Source organism: Nocardiopsis sp. iso_238 (assembly GCF_056173325.1).
Window position 1 is genome coordinate 1,946,699 of record NZ_CM149668.1, and the last position, 17,831, is coordinate 1,964,529.

Consider the following 17,831-nt stretch of genomic DNA (forward strand, 5'->3'; position numbering starts at 1 on the left):
GCGGACCAGCCTACGGGGTGAGGGCGTGGCGGACCTGGTCAGGCCCGCTGGTCGGCGGCCAGCTGCTCGTCCTGGCGCCGGTGCTCGGCGCCCAGGGCGATCGGCGCGCCCAGCCACTCGTCACGCAGCCCGAAGGCGTCCACCAGCTGCACGGCGTAGGGGCGCAGCCCCCGACAGAGGTCGTTCACCGCGGCCGTGACCGCCTTGGTCCGCGCGGTCGAGAGGCGTTCGTGCTCCAGGAACCAGGCGCGGTCCTCCTCGATCACCGACAGCACGTACAGGTCGCAGAGGCGGTTGAGCAGCTTGGCGGTGGACTGGTCGCCGCAGCGGTCGATGCCCGCCACGAACGCCTCCAGCACCACCCGGTCCATGTGCGCCCGACCGGCCGCGAGCACGTGGTCCTGGGCCTGGTTGAACACGTCGAAGGCGTCGCTGCCGTCCTTCTTGGAGCGCCGCAGCCGCCCCGCCAGGCCCTCGATGATGTGCTTCTCGCGGTCCTCCATCAGCTCCAGATGCCAGCCCCGGTTGTACAGGCCCGCCTCGTCCCGGCCCGGCGACGCGGCGACCAGCCGGTCGATGAGCGGGATCGCGGCGGTGCGCTCGATGACGGTCTCGAACACCTTCCCCGCCATGAACCGGGCCAGACCCAGCTGGTCGAGGTCGCCGAAGGAGTCCTTGAAGTTCGTGAGCAGGGCCTTGGTGAGCTGCTGCAACAGGACGGTGTTGTCGCCCTCGAACGTGGTGAAGATGTCCGAGTCCGCCTTGAGCTGCGGGATGCGGTTCTCCGCGAGGTACCCGGAGCCGCCGCACGCCTCGCGGCAGGTCTGGATGGTCTCGGTGGCGTGCCACGTGGCGACCGCCTTGAGCCCCGCCGCGCGCGACTCCAGCTCCCGCTGGGCGTGCTCGTCGCGCTCACTGGACCTGGACAGCTCGTGCAGGCGCGTGACCAGCTCCTCCTGGGCGAAGTGCAGGCCGTAGGTGCGGGCCAGCGCGGGCAGGAGCTTGCGCTGGTGGGCGAGGTAGTCGAGGATGCGCACCTCCCGCTCCGGCCGGGTGTCCGTGGCGGGGCGGGTGAACTGGCGACGGGTGTCGGCGTAGCGGACCGCGATGGCCAGCGAGGCCTTGGTGGCGGTGCCCGCGCCCCCGGCCACGCTGATGCGGCCCCGGATCAGGGTGCCCAGCATGGTGAAGAACCGGCGGTTGGGGTTCTCGATGGGACTGGAGTAGGTGCCGTCGGCGGCCACGTCGCCGTAGCGGTTGAGCAGGTTGGTGCGGGGCACCCGCACACCGTCGAACCACAGGCGGCCGTTGTCGACCCCGTTCAGCCCTGCCTTGGGTCCGCAGTCCTCGACGGTCACGCCGGGCAGCGGCGCTCCCTCGTCGTCCCGGATGGGCACCATCACCGCGTGCACGCCGTGTTCGACCAGGCCGCCGTCGGCGTCCGGCGTGCGCAGCTGGGCGAAGACCACCGCCATGCGGCCGTCGCGGGCCGCGTTGCCGATGTAGTCCTTGCGCGCGGACTCGTCGGGGGTGTGGACGACGAACTCCCCGGTGCCCGGGTCGAAGGTGGCGGTGGTGCGCAGGCTCTGCACGTCCGAGCCGTGGCCGGTCTCGGTCATCGCGAAGCAGCCGGGCAGGGCCACGGTCATGACGTCGGGCAGGTACCTCCGGTGGTGCTCGTCGGTGCCCAGCGCCCGGATGGCCCCGCCGAACAGCCCGAACTGCACACCCATCTTCACCATGAGGGACATGTCCGCGACGAGCATCTCGAAGGCCACCACCGAGGCGCCGATGTCGTCGGTGCCGCCCACGGACTCGGGGAAGCCGTAGGCGGGCACGCCGGTCTCCGACAGCGCCATGAGCTGCTTGAGGGTGCGGGCGCGGTGCTCCTCCACGGACAGGCCGTACACCGGGGCGAACTCCTCGCCCCGGACCACGTCACGCGCGCGTTCGCGCACGTGGGCCCACCGTCCGTCGAGCAGACCGCGCAGCTCGGCCTCGTCCAGCTTCAACAGAGCCTGTTCGCTCATGTGCTCCCCCTGTGGTCGTCGTTGACGCGACCTTCACCTGTTACCACTCCGCGCCGGAGGGCTGCCGTGTACACGCCCGGGTCACGGGCGCGTGAGTCCCAAGGTAGAGGGTGGTGGAGAGGGGGTCGGGGCCGGGTCAGACGGCGATGCCGTGCAGGGGGACGGGGGCGGGGACGGGCGCGGGGTCGATCCGGGCGAGCAGGGTGTCCAGGGACAGCCCCAGGGTGGCGGCGACGGCCGCGACGGTGAAGAAGGCCGGGGTGGGGACGCGACCGCCCTCGATCTTGCGGAGGGTCTCCACGGAGATACCCGAGCAGCGGGCGACGTCCACCGTCGTGCGGTCGCCCCGGGCCTCGCGGAGCAGGGTCCCCAGGGCACGGCCGCGTTCGATCTGGTCTTCGGTGAGCGGTTCTCGAACCATGCCGTGAGTCTAACCCGAGCCCGCGAAGCCGTATAGTAATACCGGTATTGTTATCCCCACGTCGCCCGGAAAGGGTTCCCCATGGTCGAGATCAAGACCCCCGAAGAGATCGCCCTCATGCGAGAGGCGGGACGCGTCGTCGCCCTCGCGCTCGCCGCCGGACGCCGGGCCGCCGCACCCGGTCGCACCACCGCCGACCTCGACCGCGCCGCCGCCGAGGTCATCTCCGAGGCGGGCGCCGAACCGCTCTTCCAGGGCTACCAGCCGCCCTGGGCGCCCATGCCCTTCCCCGGGGTGGCCTGCGTGAGCGTCAACGACGAGATCGTGCACGGCGTCCCCGGCGACCGGGTCCTGGCCGAAGGCGACCTGGTCAGCCTCGACTGCGGGGCGCGCCTGCGCGGCTGGTCCGCCGACTCCGCCATCAGCTTCGTGGTCGGGGAGGCCGACCCGGCCGACCTCGCCCTGATCGCCGCCACCGAGGCGGCGCTCGCCCGGGGGATCGCCGCCGCGCGCCCCGGCGACCGGGTGGGCGACATCGGGCACGCCATCGCCACCGGGGCCCGCGCGGCCGGGTACGGGCTCACCGCCGACCACGGCGGCCACGGGATCGGCCGCACCATGCACGAGGCCCCCGACGTACTCAACGACGGCCGCCCCGGCCGGGGGTTCAGGCTCGTCCCGGGACTGGTCATCGCGATCGAGCCCATGCTGGTGCGCGGCGGCTCCGACGGCTACGCCCACGGTGACGACGGGTGGACCGTCCTCAGCGACGACGGCACCCGGGCCGCCCACTGCGAGCACACGGTCGCCGTCACCGAGGACGGTCCGGTGGTGCTCACCCTGCCCTGACGCGACGCGTCGGGAACGACGACCCGCCCGTGGAGCCCACGGGCGGGCCCCGTCCCCGACGCCGCCTACTCCAGCCCGGGGACGACCATCTCCAGGGTGCCCGCGTCGGCGTCCAGCACCGCCGGAACACCCAGCGGCACGGTGAGCTGCTCGGCGCAGTGCCCGAAATCCAGGCCCCACAGCACCGGCACCCCCAACGGCTCCAGCCGGTCCCGCATCAGCTCCGCGACGACCCCCGGATCGGGCGGGCAGTCCGTCCAGGTGCCCAGGGCGACCCCGGCCACGCCGTCCATCCACCCCGTCCGCAGCAGATGGGTCAGCATCCGGTCGAGCCGCGCGGCGTCCTCGTTGACGTCCTCCAGGATCAGGAGGCCGCCCGCCGCCGACAACCGGCTGTGCGGGGTGGCCAGACCGTCGTTGAGCAGACTCAGGTTCCCGCCGAACGTGACCCCCGAGACCCGGCCCGGCACCAGGGCCCGTGCCCCCGGCGAGGTCAGGAGCGTGCGCAGCTGGGGGGAGAACAACGTGGTGTGCAGCTCCCGCTGGGCCACGGCGTCACCCACGAAGTAGCGGGTCCCCACCACCGGCCCGTGCACGGTCGCCACCCCCAGCTCCACCGCGAACGCCTCGTGCAGCGCGGTGATGTCGCTGAACCCGACCAGCGCCTTGGGCGCGGCCCGGCGCATCGCGTCGAAGTCCAGCAGGTCCAGCATCCGGTGGGCGCCGTCGCCGCCCCGTGCGCAGAACACCGCGCGCACGTCCGGATCGCACCACGCCTCCTGGAGGTCCCGGGCCCGGTCCCGGTCCGTCCCTGCCAGGTAGGGCAGCACCGGATGGCGGTCACGCACATGGGGGGCGAGCTCGACCTCCAGGCCCCACCCCCGCAGCGCCTCCACCGCCGCGTCCAGCTGCTGGTCCGGAACCGGGCTGCACGGGGCGACCAGGCGTACCCGGTCCCCCACGCGCAGCCTCGGCGGACGGGTCAGCGCCCGCGCTCTGCGGGGGTCCGCCACAGGCTCGGGGCCCCCTTCACGCACCTCGGTCACCGACTCACCCACGTTGGTCCCATCCCTTCGTCCGTGCCCGCCAGCTCAGGCGCGCAGGAAACTGTCCAGCACCCGCACCCCGAACCGGAGTCCGTCCAGCGGTACCCGCTCGTCCACCCCGTGCAGCAGCCCCGGGTAGTCGACGCCCCCGGGCAGCCGCATGGGGGAGAAGCCGTAGCAGTCGATCCCCAGCCGCGCGAAGACCTTCGCGTCCGTCCCGCCGCCCAGGCACACCGGGACCACCAGGCCCTCCGGGTCGTGCGCCAGGACCGCCGAGCGCAGGGCGTCGAAGGCGGGGGAGTCCACAGGGGCCTCGACCGGCGGCGACCCGTGCGCGTACTCCCACTCCACGTGGTCACCGGTCAGCGCGTCCATCGTGGCCTCGAACCGCTCCCTGCCCCCGGGCAGCACGCGGCCGTCCACACCGGCGGTCGCCTCTCCCGGCACCACGTTCACCTTGTACCCGGCCGAGAGCATCGTCGGCGCGGCGCTGTTGCGCACGGTCGCGGAGACCAGGGAGGCGGCGGTGCCGAACCTCGCCACCAGGGCGTCCACGGCCTCGTTGGTGTCCGTGTCTCCCGGCGCCCGCCCGACCTCCAGCGCCTGGGCGATCGCGTCGATCGCGGAGCGGGTGACCGGCGTCAGGTGCAGGGGCCAACGGTGCTGGTCGATCCGGGCCACCGCGGCGGCCATCGCGCCCACGGCGTTGTCCCTCGGCGGCCGGGAACCGTGCCCGGCCGTTCCGTGTGAACGCAGCGTCAGCCAGGCGCTGCCGCGCTCGGCGGCGCCGATCGGGTACAGGCGGGCGGCGGCCCCCGACGCGGTCCGGGCGTGGACGGTGTGCCCGCCGCCCTCACCGATCGCCACCGTGCAGCCCTCGAACAGGTCGGCGTGGCCGCGCACCAGGTAGTCGGCCCCGTAGGCGGCGCTGTCCTCCTCGTCGGCGACGAACGCCAGCACGATGTCGCGCCGGGGGGCCAGACCGAGCCTGGCCCAGTACCGGACCACGGCGGTGACCATGCCCACCGTGTTCTTCATGTCCACCGCGCCGCGTCCCCACAGCGAGGGGACCCCGGTCACCGGACAGTCCGCGATCTCCCCCGCGAAGGGCGGGAACGTCCAGTCGTGGGCGTCCGCGGGCACCACGTCCAGGTGCCCGTGCACGAGCAGGGCGTCCGCGTCCGGATCGGTCCCCGGGATGCGCACCACCACGTTCGCGCGCCGGTCGGCGGACTCCAGGACCACGGGGGAGAGCCCCGCCTCCCCGAGCGCCTCGGCGGCGAACTCGGCGGCGGCGCGTTCGTCCCCCACGCCCTTGCCTTGGTTGGTGGAGTCCCGCCGGATCAGCTCCCGCGTCAGACGGACGGCGTCCTCTCCGGCCTCGGCCAGCGCGGCACCGCGCGCGCTGTCCGTCAGGGAGGTGTTGGTCTGGCCCACGGTCTCGGCCTCGCTCTCAGCAGGGTGCGGGGATTCTTGCCACGTCAGACACACGTTTCACACGCGTGGTTCGATGCCGTTCCCCGTCACAGTTCTATCGGTTTCCACAGGTCGCTGTCCTCGCGATGCGCAATCACCCCGTGCGCGAGGTCACCCGTAGTCCTTCTCCATGGCGTTCGAGATCAGGGTGCACACGGCCTTGAAGGCCCTGATCATCTCGTAGGCGTCCGGCGAGGTGTAGCGGACACGGCGGGCACCCGTACGGGTCACCCCCGGGACGACCGCGGCGGCCTGGGCCAGCTGCGCGGAGTCGACCTCGATCTCCATCGTCTTCGGGGTGCGCCTCGCCGGCGCCACCCGCCCGGCCAGCGCCATGGCGGACTCCGCCGCCGCGCGGATGTCCGCCGCCGTCCTCGCGGGCGGTCGGCAGCGGGCCGCGTACCGGCTCACGTGGTCCTTGACCGCCACCGTGCCAGCCGACGGAGCGTACGCGCGGGCGTCCTCGCACGCCCGGTCGTCGCCGGTCACCAGGATCACCGGGGTTCCGTACTCCGCCACTACGGCGGCGTTGAGATAGCCCTCGCTGGCCGTGTGGCCGTCCAGCCACACCCCGGTGATCGCGTTCGGCAGGTAGGTGTGCGCCAGCACGCCGTCCTCGCCCGCGGCGCAGTGGTACCCGAGGAAGACGATCCCGTCGACGTCCCCCGCCTGGACGCCCTCCACCATGGAGAGCTCCTTGTGGCGGCCGGTGATCATCGTGGCCCGCAGGTCCAGCTCCTCCAACAGGAGGTTGCGCATGGTCGAGTGGGCCTCGTTGACCAGCACCTCGGTGGCGCCGCCCTCGACCAGCCCGCTGATCGCGGCGTTGACGTCGCTGGTGAACATCGAACGGCAGCGCTGCCACTGCTCGGTCCCTGGCTCGCAGTCGGCGGGCCAGGTGACGCCGGTGGCGCCCTCCATGTCCGCGGAGATGAGGATCTTCATCCAGCAGACCCTAGCCCGGAGCCGGTCGGCGCGCCACGCCGTGGCGGCGACGGACCTCCCGTGCCGGGGCCGGTGCTCCCCGGGCCCCGTTCAGCGACGGGTGCGGGGGTACAGCGGGGCGCTCCTGGCCCGTGGAAGCGCGACTCCGGGCGCGCTCCGGGGGGCCTGGTCGCCGCGGGGGCGGGGGACGGGGGTGGCGGCGCGGGACTCCAGGGCCTCGGCGGCCGCCTCACGGACCTTGTGGTCGGGGTCTCTCGCCAGGCGGGTCAGGAGCCCGGCCACACCGGGGAGGGACCAGGCGGCGATGGTCTCGGCCAGCGTGGCGCGGACCAGGGGTTCGGGGTGGCCGGACAGGGACGCCACGCGGTCCAGGGGGCCCCGGCGGCGCTCGCCGATCCTGGCCAGGGCCTCGCGCAGCGCGACCGTGTCGCCCCGATCGCAGGCGTCGGCGACGAGCTCGATCGGGATCGGGCCGCTGCGCGGGTGGGGCCGGGTCTCGGAGAGCCGTCGGACCTCGCGGATGCGGTGCACCTCGCGGCGTTCGACCCCGCGGGGCACGAACACCTCCCAGCCACGGGGTTCACGGAGTCCGGCGACGACGCGCACCGCCTCGGCGGCGTCGACCAGGCGGGGGCCGTCGCTGTCGTCGAAGTGCCCCACGGTGACCGGTTCGTCGTCGGAGAGGGTGAGGTACACCCCTATCAGGCCGCGGGGTCCGTGATGGCCGGTCAGCTCACGCAGCCACTGGTGCGTCACCGTGTACGAGGGCAGCACGGGGAAGCAGAACACCCCGCGTACGCCTCCGGGCCCCACAGCGGTGCCCAGGCCGGACCTCCGTACGCGGGAGATGTTGGCGCGGGGGGTCAGGTGGACGAACATCGCCATGGCTTGGTTCCTGTGTGTTGATGGGACGTGACGGTGGGTCGATGAGTGCGGGGATCAGTCAATCCGCAACAGCGCTCCCGGTGCAGGGGTTCTCCGCAACCTGTTCGGACCGGCTCCGTGGTGTCCGCACACGTGAGGGCCCCGGTGCCGGTTGGCGGCCAGGGCCCTGGGGGAGGGGAGCGTCACGCGGTCGACGGGTCACCCCGGACGCGAACGCGTCCCGCTCGGGATCGCCGAAGGAGAGGTACCCAGGTTCGCGGTCGTTCGAATCCCGCACAGCATAGGATGCCGCTCCGTCAGCGCGCGGTTCCGCTGCGACACACGACCCCCGGCAAACATGTGGGCGCTCCGAGTTCGTTCGGTCACCCAGGGTGTCTGCTGGGGGTGTGCGAGAGCCCCGGCGCCGTCGGCGGCCGGGGCTCGGGGGACTACGGCAGGGTGAGGATCTCCGCGCCGGAGTCGGTGATGACCAGGGTGTGCTCGAACTGCGCGGTCCACCGGCGGTCGGCGGTGACGGCGGTCCAGCCGTCGTCCCACATGTCGTACTCCACGGCGCCCAGGGTGATCATGGGCTCGATCGTGAAGGTCATGCCCGGCTCCATCACCGTGGTGGCGCGCGGGTCGTCGTAGTGCGGCACGACCAGGCCGGAGTGGAACTCCGGGCCCACGCCGTGGCCGGTGAAGTCACGCACCACCCCGTAGCCGAAGCGCTTGGCGTACGACTCGATGACGCGGCCGATCACGTTGATCTGCCGCCCCGGGCGGCAGGCCTTGATGGCGCGCGTCGTGGCCTCGCGGGTGCGCTCGACGAGGAGGCGGTGCTCCTCGGAGACGTCACCGGAGAGGAAGGTGGCGTTGGTGTCGCCGTGCACGCCGTCCTTGTACGCGGTGATGTCGATGTTCACGATGTCGCCGTCGCGGACCACCGTGTCGTCGGGGATGCCGTGGCAGATGACCTCGTTGAGGGAGGAGCACAGCGACTTCGGGTAGCCCTTGTAACCCAGGGTGCTCGGGTAGGCGCCGTGGTCCAGCAGGAACTCGTGGCCGATCCGGTCCAGCTCGTCCGTGGTCACCCCGGGCTGGACGTTCTTGCCGACCTCCTCGAGCGCCTGGGCCGCGATGCGCCCCGCCACACGGATCCTCTCGACGGTCTCCGGGGTCTGGACGTCGCCCAGGACACCCTCCACCGGACGCTTCTGACCCACGTACTCCGGCCGGACGATGTGCGAGGGGACCGAACGTTGGGGCGAGATGCGCCCAGGAACCAGCGGAGTAGTCATGGACACTGATTGTAGTTCGTGGGCGGCGGGTGAGGAGCGCCCGGCGGAAGGGTAGATGCCACACGTACCGGAACGACGAGAGGTGGTCGTGGTGAACGACGCAGAGGACGACGGCTGGTGGTACTGCCTCCGTCACAGCAGGGTCGAACACGGCGCGGGCTGTCCCGACTCCCAGCGGCTCGGGCCCTACCCGGACGAGGCCACGGCCGCGCGGGCGCTGCACATCGCGGCGGAGCGCAACGAGGCCTGGGACGAGCAGGACGAGAACGAGGGCAACAGCTGAGGGAGCGCGGGGCCGAGTCGGCGAGCACCGGCCCTGCGCGTTCCCCCTCATGGGCCGTTCTGACAGGATCGGCCCATGAGCGAACACGACGCACAGCAGGGCGCGGACATCACCGGGCTGACCATCGCGGTCCTGGGCGGGACCGGTGACCAGGGACGGGGACTGGCCCGACGCTTCGCCCGGTCCGGGCTCACGGTCCTCCTGGGCTCGCGCGACGCCGAGCGCGCGGCCAAGGCCGCGGACGACCTCGTGGCGGCCGAGTCCACCCCGATCGACGTGCGGGGACGGGCCAACGCCGACGCGGCGGCGCAGGGGGACATCGTGGTCGTCGCCGTTCCGTGGGACGGCCACCGTGAGCTGCTGGTGTCGCTGGCCGACCGCCTGGCGGGCAAGATCGTGGTGGACTGCGTGAACCCGCTCGGCTTCGACAAGAAGGGCCCCTTCGCCCTGGACGTCCCGGAGGGGAGCGCCGCCCAGCAGGCCGCCGAGGTCCTGCCGGGCAGCCGGGTCACCGCCGCCTTCCACCACGTCTCCGCCGTGCTCCTCCTGGACCCCGAGGTCGACCAGATCGAGCTGGACGTCCTGGTGCTGGGTGAGGACCGCGACGCCACGGACACCGTGCGCGCCCTGGCGGACCGGATCCCGGGGGTGCGCGGAGTGTTCGGCGGGCGCCTGCGCAACGCCCGCCAGGTAGAGGCCCTCACCGCCAACCTGATCGCGGTCAACCGCCGCTACAAGACGCACGCGGGTGTCCGGATCACCGGCCTGTAGGTCCGGGCCTCCTAGGCGGCCCACTCCTTGACCTTCTCGATGAGCCGGGCGGGGTTCTCACCGACCGGGGTCACGTTGAGCTGGGTGACCCCGGCGGCCCGGAAGGCCTCCACGCGCTCACGCACGTAGGACTCGGGGCCGACCAGGTTGGTCAGCTCCACGAACTCGTCCGGGACCGCGGCGGCGGCCTCGTCCTTCCTCCCGGCCAGGTAGAGGTCCTGGATCCTCTCGGCGGCCTCCTCGTAGCCGTACCGCTGGGCCACCGTGTTGTAGAAGTTCCTCCCCTTGGCTCCCATGCCGCCCACGTACAGGGCGATGATCGGGCGGGTGAGGTCCGCGAGGCGCCGGGTCTCCTCGTCCTCACCGATGGCGAGCAGGCCGCCCGCCGAGATCTCCAGCTCGCCGAGGCCGGGGTCGCGCTTGGCCCGGCCCCTGGCGAGGGACTCGCCCCACACGCTCTCGGCCTTCTCCGGGATGAACAGGTGCGGCAGCCAGCCGTCGGCGGTCTCGGCGGTCATCTCGACGTTCTTCTCACCGAGGGAGGCGACGTGGATCGGGATGCGCGGGCGCACCGGGTGGTTGATGATCTTGAGCGGCCGACCCAGCCCGGTGCCCTGCTCGGGCGGCAGCGGCAGCTGGAACACCTTGCCGTCGTGGGTCAGGCGCTCCTCGCGCGCCCAGACCTTGCGGCAGATCTCGATGGTCTCCCGGGTGCGGCCGAGCGGCTTGGTGTAGGGGATTCCGTGGAAGCCCTCGATCACCTGCGGACCGCTGGCCCCGAGGCCGAGGACGGCGCGCCCGTCGGAGAGGTAGTCGAGCCCGGCGGCGGTCATCGCGATCAGGGTGGGCGTGCGGCTGTACATCGGCAGGATGGCGGAACCGATGGACACGCGTTCGGTGCGGGCGGCGAGGTAGCCCATGAGGGTGGGGCTGTCGTAGCCGTAGGCCTCCGCGACCCACACGGTGTCCAGCCCGGCCCTCTCCAGTTCGACGACCTGCTCGACGGCCTCCTTGGGCTCGCCCGCGTACTGGAGCGGCATCGAGATGCGCATGTGCTGTCCTCCCGGTGGGCCGGACCCCGGCCCGCGTCGGTGCTCGGTGTGCCGACACTGTACTACCGAGTCACGTTCGGTTTCCGTGTCACCCCGACCCCCATGCCCAAGACCGGGCTGACCGGGACGGTCGACCGGCTCTCCATGACCGTGGGACCGATCGCCGCCGGCGCGGTGGTCGCCGCCCTGGGCGCGCTCACCGCGCTGTACGTGAACGCCGCCCTCATGGTGCTGGCCGCCCTGGTGACGGCGCTGCTCCTGCGCCGTGACGTCGAGGAGGCGGGGCGGACCGGGAGGGACCCGGAGGAGGGCGACGGCTACCTCGTCCGGCTGCACGCGGGCTGGCGGGCGGTCTGGGGGGATCTGCCGCTGCGCGCGCTGGTCACGATGATCATGGTGACCAACATCGTGGACGTGGCGGTCATGAGCCTGGCCCTGCCCGTCTGGGCGGCCGGGCACGGGTGGGGCCCGCAGGCGGTGGGACTGGTCGCGGGGGCGCTCGGCGGCACCTCCGTGGCGGGCTCCCTGCTGGCGGTGTGGATCGGCCACCGGCTGCCGCGCCGGGCGACGTTCCTCGCCGCGATGGTGCTCTCCGGTCCGCCGCGCGTCCTGGTGCTCGCCCTCGACGTCCCCCTGTGGGCGGTCGTGGCGGTGTGGGCGGCCTCCGGACTCGGCGGCGGCCTGATCAACCCGATCCTGGGCGCGGTGATCTTCGAACGGCTGCCCCCGCGCATGATCGGCCGGGGGATGTCCATGCTGGGCGCGCTCGCCCGGGTCGGGGCCCCGCTCGCGGCGCCCGGGGTCGGGGTGGCGATCGGCCTGTTCGGCGTCTCCCCGGTCCTGGTCGCCGGGGCCGGGCTGTACCTGGCGGCGGTGTGCCTGCCCGCCTTCGGGCGCGCGGCCGCGGGGCTGGAGCGGCCCCCGGAGGAACCGGAGGCCGTCCAGCCGCCGGATCAGCTCGCGTAGGTGTGCTCCTCGGCGGGGAAGCTCCCGCCGACGACCTCGGACGCGTAGTCCGTGGCCGCCTCGCGCAGGGTCTCCGCGAGGTTGGCGTAGGTCTTGACGAACTTCGCCACCCGGGGGCTCAGCCCGGCCATGTCCTGCCACACCAGCACCTGGGCGTCGGTGGAGGGACCGGCGCCGATACCGATGGTCGGGACGGCCAGCTGCTCGGTCACCTCGGCCGCGAGGTCGGCCGGGACCGCCTCCAGCACGACGGAGAACGCGCCCGCGCGCTCCAGTTCCTTGGCGTCCTTGAGCAGACCGGCGGCGGCCTCGCCCCGGCCCTGCACGCGGTAGCCGCCCAGGGTGTTGACCGACTGCGGGGTCAGGCCGATGTGGCCCATCACCGGGATGCCCGCCGAGGTCAGCAGCTCCACCTGGGGCGCGACCGCGTGGCCGCCCTCCAGCTTCACCGCCTGGGCGTTGCCCTCCTTCATGAACCGGGAGGCCGCCTCCAGCGCCTGCTGAGGGGAGCCCTGGTAGGAGCCGAAGGGCAGGTCGGCCACGACCAGCGCCCGCTTGGTGGAGCGGGTGACGGCGGCGGTGAGCGGGATCAGCTCGTCCACCGTCACCGGGACGGTGGAGTCGTAGCCGTAGACCACGTTGGCGGCGGAGTCGCCGACGAGCAGGACGGGGATGCCCGCCTCGTCGAAGATCCGTGAGGTGAGGGCGTCGTAGGCGGTCAGCATCGGCCACCGCTCGCCGCGCTGCTTGGCCAGGGCCAGGTCGCGGATGGTGACGCGCCGGTTGGTGACCCCGCCGTACAGGGCGTTCCCGGCGGAGGGGGTCTTGGCTGTGGTGCTCATGATGGGTTCTTCCTCCGTTGTCTCGAAGCACCCGTTGGGGTGTCCCCGGACCTGTGGACGAAAACTGTTGTCGTGCGCGCTCTCACGCGCGGTTCCCCGAAGGGAGGGGTTCCTCGGGAGGAACGGTGTGCCGGGGAGGGATGTTCCCCGTCCCCCCGCCACCGGCCTCCTGCCCACCCGGCGGCGCCGGTGCGGGGAAGAACGGTGCGCGGGGGCGCACGCCAGCATCATCGCACGGGACGGGTCGGGCCGTCCTCCCCGGGGAGGGTGCCTCTTCCGTACCCGTTCGGTAACCCCGGTGCCGCGTCCCCCGTGTCCCCCGTGTCGGACGGGGACGGCTGGTTAGCATGACAGCGGCACCGGGTTGAGCGGCTGAAGGGACGTCCGTGGACCAGCAGACAGCGCACCGGCGCAGGTGGGGCGGGTTGGCGGTGTTGATCATCTGCCTGCTGGTGATCGTGGCCGACAACACGATCCTCAACGTCGCACTGAAGACGCTCTCCGATCCGAACCGGGGGGTGGGCGCCAGCCAGGCCCAGCTGGCGTGGGCGATCAACGCCTACACCCTGGTCTTCGCCGGGCTGCTGTTCACCTTCGGGGTGCTCGGTGACCGGTGGGGGAGGCGGCGGCTGCTGGTGGCCGGGCTGGCGGTGTTCGGCACCGCGTCCGCGCTGACCGCCTACTCACAGAGCCCCGAACAGCTCATCGCCGCGCGCGCCGCGATGGGGTTCGGCGCCTCCATGGTCATGCCGCAGACCCTGTCGGTCATCACCAACGTGTTCCCGCCGCAGGAGCGGGCCCGGGCGATCGGTCTGTGGGCCGGTGCGGTCGGGCTGGCGATGGCGATCGGACCGTCGGCGGGCGGGCTGCTCCTGGAGAACTTCTGGTGGGGTTCGATCTTCCTGGTCAACGTGCCCTTCGTGATCCTCGGGCTGGCACTGATGTTCGTGCTCATCCCCGAGTCCAGGAACGAGGACGCCGGGCGCCCGGACGTGCTGGGCGTGCTGCTGTCCATCCCCGGTCTGGTCCTGATCGTCTACGGGATCATCACGGCGGGGGAGCGGGCCTCGCTCGCGGACTGGGACGTGTACGGGGCGCTGCTGGCGGGCGTGGCGGTGCTGGCGCTGTTCCTGTTCCACGAGTCGCGCACCACCGACCCCTCCCTGGACGTGCGCTTCTTCCGGGACCCCCGGTTCAGCGTCTCCGTCGCCACGATCATGGTCCTGTTCTTCAGCATGGCCGGGATCATCTTCTTCCTCAGCTTCTACTGGCAGAGCGTGCGCGAGTTCCCGCCGTTCATCGCGGGCCTCCTGGTGCTGCCCGCGGCGGTGGGCCAGATGATCTTCGCGCCGCTCAGCCCCACCCTGGTGCGCTGGGTGGGTCCGCGCGCCCTCGCCCTGGCGGGTGTGGCGACGGTCTGCTGCAGCTTCGCCTTCTACACCCAGATCCGGGTGGACACCCCGCTGTACCTGATCATCGCGTTCTTCTTCCTCCAGACCTCGGCCATGGCGGTGGTGCTCACCCCGGCGACCAACGCCATCATGTCGTCGGTCCCGCCGGGCAAGGCCGGGGCCGCCTCGGCGGTGCAGAACACGGTGCGCCAGGTCGCCACCGCCATGGGGGTGGCGGTCCTGGGAGCGGTGATCTCGTTCCGCTACCGGGCGGGGATCGAGCCCACCCTGGACTCGGTGGTGGAGCGCAGCCACGACGTGGACCCGGCCCAGGTGCGGGCGGCCGGTGAGTCCATCGAGGCCACCATGGTGCTGGCCCAGAGGCTGGGCGGTGCGGGAGACGCGCTGGTCGCCCCGGCCAAGGAGGCCTTCGTGGCGGGCCTGCACTCGGCCGCGCTGGTCTCGCTGTGCTTCGGGCTGGTGGGCCTGGTCGTGGTGTGGGTGTGGATGCCCCGGGAGCCCCCGGACCACGAGTCGAGCGATCGGACCGCGAGCAGGTCCTAGCGGGGCGCCGACGCACGACGCGCGGAGGGGTCGGCGGCCATACTGGGCACCATGCAGGTCCACGAATCCTCCCCCGTCTTCGTCGGTCGCCACCACCACCTGTCCCTGCTCGCGGCGGACGCCCGCCGCACCGTCCCCGAGGGCGCCCGCACCGTGCTGGTCCGCGGCGGCGCAGGGGTCGGCAAGTCCCGCCTGATCACCGAGCACCTGCGGCGACTCCCCGACACCCCCGCCGCCGTGGGCGGCTGCCTGGAACTGGGCGCGGAGGGCGTTCCCTTCGCCCCCTTCACCGCCCTCCTGCGCGAACTCGTGCGCTCCGGCGGCCCCGCCGCGGACCCCACCGGTGACCTCGGCCGCCTCCTCCCCGAACTCGGGGGCGTCCCAGGGGCCGTCGGCGAGAGCCGCGCACGCCTGTTCGAGGCGGTCCTCACCTTCCTGGAGGAGCGCGCCGCACCGGCCGGTCTCACACTGGTGGTCGAGGACCTGCACTGGGCCGACGCCTCCACCCGCGACCTGCTCGTCTTCCTGTTGCGCAACCTCGGCGCCGCACCGGTGCACCTGCTCATCAGCGTGCGCACCGACGACCTGCACCGCACCCACCCGCTGCGCGGCCTGCTCCCCGAGCTCGAACGCCTGCCCGGGGTCGGCCGCCTGGACCTGGAACCGCTCTCCCGGGACGAGGTCGGCGCCCAGGCCACCGCCCTCCGCGGCCGGGAACTCGACCCCGCCGACCTCGACCTGCTGTTCGAGCGCAGCGGGGGCAACCCGCTCTTCGTGGAGTCGTTCCTCGCCACCGGCCACGACCCCGCCGGGGCGCCCCTCCCGGACGGGCCCCGGGACCTGCTGCTCTCCGCAGTCGAACCCCTGCCCGAACCCACCCGCCGCGTCCTCGGACTGGTCGCCACCGCCGGGACCCGGGTCCGGCACACCCTCCTGGCCGGTGTGGCCCGCCGCGCCGGGATCTCCGAGGAGGAACTCGACGCAGCCCTTCGCCCGGCCGTCGACGCCCGGATCCTGCGCTCGACGGCGGACGGCTACGCGTTCCGGCACGCCCTGCTGGCGGAGGCGGTGCACACCGACCTCATGCCGGGTGAACGCGTGCGCGCGCACCGCCGCTACGCCGAGGCGCTCCAGGAGGGCGTGGAGCGGATGCCCGAGCGCGAGCGGGAGCTCCAGCTCGCCCACCACGCGCACCGCGCGCACGACCACCCGCTCGCCCTCTCGGCCGCCTGGCGGGCGGCCGACCACGCCGCCGCCGTGGACGCCTACCCCGAGCACCTGGGGCTGATCGAACGCGTCCTGGAACTGTGGGACCAGGTGCCCGACGCGGCCGAACGCGTCGGGGTGCCCCGGGACCAGGTCCTGGTCCGGGCCGCCGAGGTCTCCCTGGTCGCCGGTTCGCTGCGTCGCGCGGTCGGCTACGCCACCGAGGGGCTGGAGGAACTCGGGATCACGGGCTTCCACGACCCCCTCGGGGCCCGCAGGGAGAGCTTCGAACGCGCCTCCCGGCTGCGGCACGCCCGGGGACGCGCCCTCAAGGAGATGGGCCGCGACGGCGCGCTGGAGGACCTGGCCGACGCCCTCATGCTGCTCGCCCACGACCACCCCGACGACACGGCGGTCGGCGCGACCCTGGCCGCCACCCTGATGATGCGCGGCCACCTGGACCAGGCGGGCAGGATGGCCCGTCGGGTCCTCAACCGCGCGCGCGAGCGCGGCGACCGACGGAGCGAGGCGGACGCGCTCATCACCCTCGGCAGCCTCAGCGACCCCCTCGACGCCGACGAGGGACTGGAGCTGTTCGAAGAGGGAATCGGTCTGGCGCGGGAGATCGGTGACGTGCCGGTCGAGATCCGGGGGCTGGTCAACCTCAGCGGCCACCTCAAGAACCGCAACCGGCTGGAGGAGAGCGCCCGGGTCTCCCAGGAGGGGATGCGACGCTGCCGTGAGCTCGGGCTGACCCGGACCCAGGGTGGAGCGTTCGCCTTCGGGCTGGCGGCCACCCGGTTCCACCAGGGACGGTTCTCCGAGAGCGAGGAGCTGTTGACCGGGGTCACGGACAGCGGGGTGACGTGGGCGCGGGCGCTCACCCTGCGCATGCACCTGGAGCTGTACCGCTGGCGGCCGGACGCGCTGCGCGCCACCATCGACGAGTTCCACCGCGTGCTGCCCGAACGGGTGAGCTCCCCGGTGGAGCACCTTCCGGTGCACGGGGTCCGCCAACAGCTGGCCATACACGAGGGGCGCCTGGTGGACGCCGGACGGATGACCCGGGACCTGCTCCTCAGGGCCGCGAAGGAACGCTCCACGACCGCCCTCGCCCACAGCCTCTACCGGTCCATCGTGGTCTGGCACGCCTCGGTCGCGGCCCGCCTGGCGGAGGAACCCGGAGAGGAGGCGCGCCGCCTGGCCAGTGAGATCCGCGAGCTCCTGGACGACCAGCCGACCGCCGCCGAGCACTCCGACTCCCACGCGACCCGGCTGGCCGCCGAGGCCTGGCTGGCCCTGGATCCCGAGGAGTCCCTGGCACTGTTCGAGGCGTCGTTGGGGGCGGTCGAGCCCACCGGCCATGTCGTCGTCGGAGCCGAGTACCGGTTGGCGGCGGCGCAGGCGGCCCTGCGGGCGGGGCACCGCGACCGCGCCGCCGGGCACATCGACACGGTCCACCGCCTGGCGGTCCGGCGGGGCATTGCCCTGTTCGAGAGGCAGACCCGCGCCCTGCGGGCCCGCCACGCCCTGCCCGACCCCGACGGACACGCCGCCACCGGCCCCGCGCCGGAACGGGCCGCGCTCCCCGCCGGGCCCGTCACGGGGCCCGCGTCGGCGCCCGCCGGACTGACGCCGCGTGAGGTGGAGGTTCTGCTGGAGGTGGCGCGGGGGCTGAGTAACCGGGAGGTGGGGGAGGCGCTGTTCATCTCGGGCAAGACGGTGAGTGTGCACCTGAGTAACGCGATGGGGAAGCTGGGAGCGGCCAACCGCACCGCCGCCGTGGCGCGGGCCCGGGAGCTCGGACTGCTCTGACCCGGACCG

Annotated in this window: 15 protein-coding genes; 6 read left to right on the forward strand and 9 right to left on the reverse strand. The window is 73.0% G+C overall.

Annotated elements, in window-relative coordinates:
- Positions 1 to 38 precede the first annotated feature (38 nt).
- Both AC0VYL_RS08705 and AC0VYL_RS08710 read right to left on the reverse strand, forming a co-directional pair.
- Positions 39 to 2,030, reverse strand: a complete 1,992-nt coding sequence (locus AC0VYL_RS08705; RefSeq protein WP_475482836.1) for an acyl-CoA dehydrogenase family protein — start codon at positions 2,028 to 2,030, stop codon at positions 39 to 41.
- Between the two features lie 136 nt (positions 2,031 to 2,166).
- Positions 2,167 to 2,451, reverse strand: a complete 285-nt coding sequence (locus AC0VYL_RS08710) for a helix-turn-helix domain-containing protein (protein WP_475461031.1) — start codon at positions 2,449 to 2,451, stop codon at positions 2,167 to 2,169.
- Positions 2,452 to 2,532: 81 nt separating this feature from the next.
- Here AC0VYL_RS08710 and map (AC0VYL_RS08715) point away from each other — a divergent pair, with 81 nt between their 5' ends.
- Positions 2,533 to 3,300, forward strand: coding sequence for a type I methionyl aminopeptidase (gene map / locus AC0VYL_RS08715; RefSeq protein WP_475461033.1), 768 nt, complete (start codon positions 2,533 to 2,535; stop codon positions 3,298 to 3,300).
- A gap of 65 nt (positions 3,301 to 3,365) precedes the next feature.
- Here map (AC0VYL_RS08715) and AC0VYL_RS08720 read toward each other — a convergent pair whose 3' ends face one another.
- The 5 genes from AC0VYL_RS08720 to map (AC0VYL_RS08740) form a co-directional block, all read right to left on the reverse strand.
- On the reverse strand, positions 3,366 to 4,346 hold the full coding sequence (locus tag AC0VYL_RS08720; RefSeq protein ID WP_475482837.1) for a S66 peptidase family protein: 981 nt from the start codon (positions 4,344 to 4,346) through the stop codon (positions 3,366 to 3,368).
- A 45-nt stretch (positions 4,347 to 4,391) separates the two neighbouring features.
- Entirely contained in the window at positions 4,392 to 5,783 is a 1,392-nt protein-coding gene (locus tag AC0VYL_RS08725; protein WP_475482838.1) for a M20/M25/M40 family metallo-hydrolase, read from the reverse strand.
- A gap of 150 nt (positions 5,784 to 5,933) precedes the next feature.
- The gene (locus AC0VYL_RS08730) at positions 5,934 to 6,767 is read right to left on the reverse strand and encodes a M55 family metallopeptidase (protein ID WP_475482839.1); all 834 of its coding nucleotides are present in this window, start codon (positions 6,765 to 6,767) and stop codon (positions 5,934 to 5,936) included.
- A 90-nt stretch (positions 6,768 to 6,857) separates the two neighbouring features.
- Positions 6,858 to 7,652, reverse strand: a complete 795-nt coding sequence (locus AC0VYL_RS08735; protein ID WP_475461044.1) for a HEAT repeat domain-containing protein — start codon at positions 7,650 to 7,652, stop codon at positions 6,858 to 6,860.
- 428 nt (positions 7,653 to 8,080) lie between these two features.
- Positions 8,081 to 8,932 carry a type I methionyl aminopeptidase gene (gene map, locus AC0VYL_RS08740; protein WP_475482840.1) on the reverse strand — a complete coding sequence of 284 codons (852 nt, stop codon included), beginning with the start codon at positions 8,930 to 8,932 and terminating at the stop codon, positions 8,081 to 8,083.
- A gap of 91 nt (positions 8,933 to 9,023) precedes the next feature.
- Here map (AC0VYL_RS08740) and AC0VYL_RS08745 point away from each other — a divergent pair, with 91 nt between their 5' ends.
- Both AC0VYL_RS08745 and npdG read left to right on the forward strand, forming a co-directional pair.
- A complete protein-coding gene (locus tag AC0VYL_RS08745) occupies positions 9,024 to 9,215 on the forward strand; it encodes a hypothetical protein (protein ID WP_475461048.1) in 192 nt (63 codons plus the stop codon).
- 75 nt (positions 9,216 to 9,290) lie between these two features.
- Positions 9,291 to 9,986: an NADPH-dependent F420 reductase gene (gene npdG / locus AC0VYL_RS08750; RefSeq protein WP_475461051.1), complete on the forward strand. Its 696-nt coding sequence runs from the start codon at positions 9,291 to 9,293 to the stop codon at positions 9,984 to 9,986.
- A gap of 11 nt (positions 9,987 to 9,997) precedes the next feature.
- Here npdG and AC0VYL_RS08755 read toward each other — a convergent pair whose 3' ends face one another.
- Positions 9,998 to 11,038 carry an LLM class F420-dependent oxidoreductase gene (locus AC0VYL_RS08755; protein WP_475482841.1) on the reverse strand — a complete coding sequence of 347 codons (1,041 nt, stop codon included), beginning with the start codon at positions 11,036 to 11,038 and terminating at the stop codon, positions 9,998 to 10,000.
- A gap of 102 nt (positions 11,039 to 11,140) precedes the next feature.
- Between AC0VYL_RS08755 and AC0VYL_RS08760 the strand changes: the two genes are divergently transcribed.
- Complete coding sequence (locus AC0VYL_RS08760) at positions 11,141 to 12,004, forward strand: MFS transporter (RefSeq protein ID WP_475482842.1); 864 nt, start codon at positions 11,141 to 11,143, stop codon at positions 12,002 to 12,004.
- Here AC0VYL_RS08760 and panB read toward each other — a convergent pair.
- Positions 11,992 to 12,846 carry a 3-methyl-2-oxobutanoate hydroxymethyltransferase gene (panB, locus tag AC0VYL_RS08765; protein ID WP_475461061.1) on the reverse strand — a complete coding sequence of 285 codons (855 nt, stop codon included), beginning with the start codon at positions 12,844 to 12,846 and terminating at the stop codon, positions 11,992 to 11,994. The genes AC0VYL_RS08760 and panB overlap by 13 nt on opposite strands.
- 386 nt (positions 12,847 to 13,232) lie before the next feature.
- Between panB and AC0VYL_RS08770 the strand changes: the two genes are divergently transcribed.
- Together AC0VYL_RS08770 and AC0VYL_RS08775 are read left to right on the forward strand one after the other, a co-directional pair.
- Positions 13,233 to 14,801: an MFS transporter gene (locus AC0VYL_RS08770; protein WP_475461063.1), complete on the forward strand. Its 1,569-nt coding sequence runs from the start codon at positions 13,233 to 13,235 to the stop codon at positions 14,799 to 14,801.
- A gap of 51 nt (positions 14,802 to 14,852) precedes the next feature.
- Positions 14,853 to 17,822, forward strand: coding sequence for a helix-turn-helix transcriptional regulator (locus AC0VYL_RS08775; protein ID WP_475482843.1), 2,970 nt, complete (start codon positions 14,853 to 14,855; stop codon positions 17,820 to 17,822).
- The last annotated feature ends 9 nt before the right edge of the window (positions 17,823 to 17,831 follow it).

Coding starts and splice junctions, on each gene's coding strand:
- AC0VYL_RS08705 (WP_475482836.1), bottom strand. CDS start 2,030: ATGAGCGAACAGGCTCTGTTGAAGCTGGACGAGGCCGAGCTGCGCGGT.
- AC0VYL_RS08755 (WP_475482841.1), bottom strand. CDS start 11,038: ATGCGCATCTCGATGCCGCTCCAGTACGCGGGCGAGCCCAAGGAGGCC.
- AC0VYL_RS08730 (WP_475482839.1), bottom strand. CDS start 6,767: ATGAAGATCCTCATCTCCGCGGACATGGAGGGCGCCACCGGCGTCACC.
- AC0VYL_RS08760 (WP_475482842.1), top strand. CDS start 11,141: ATGCCCAAGACCGGGCTGACCGGGACGGTCGACCGGCTCTCCATGACC.
- AC0VYL_RS08735 (WP_475461044.1), bottom strand. CDS start 7,652: ATGGCGATGTTCGTCCACCTGACCCCCCGCGCCAACATCTCCCGCGTA.
- panB (WP_475461061.1), bottom strand. CDS start 12,846: ATGAGCACCACAGCCAAGACCCCCTCCGCCGGGAACGCCCTGTACGGC.
- map (WP_475482840.1), bottom strand. CDS start 8,932: ATGACTACTCCGCTGGTTCCTGGGCGCATCTCGCCCCAACGTTCGGTC.
- AC0VYL_RS08775 (WP_475482843.1), top strand. CDS start 14,853: ATGCAGGTCCACGAATCCTCCCCCGTCTTCGTCGGTCGCCACCACCAC.
- map (WP_475461033.1), top strand. CDS start 2,533: ATGGTCGAGATCAAGACCCCCGAAGAGATCGCCCTCATGCGAGAGGCG.
- npdG (WP_475461051.1), top strand. CDS start 9,291: ATGAGCGAACACGACGCACAGCAGGGCGCGGACATCACCGGGCTGACC.
- AC0VYL_RS08710 (WP_475461031.1), bottom strand. CDS start 2,451: ATGGTTCGAGAACCGCTCACCGAAGACCAGATCGAACGCGGCCGTGCC.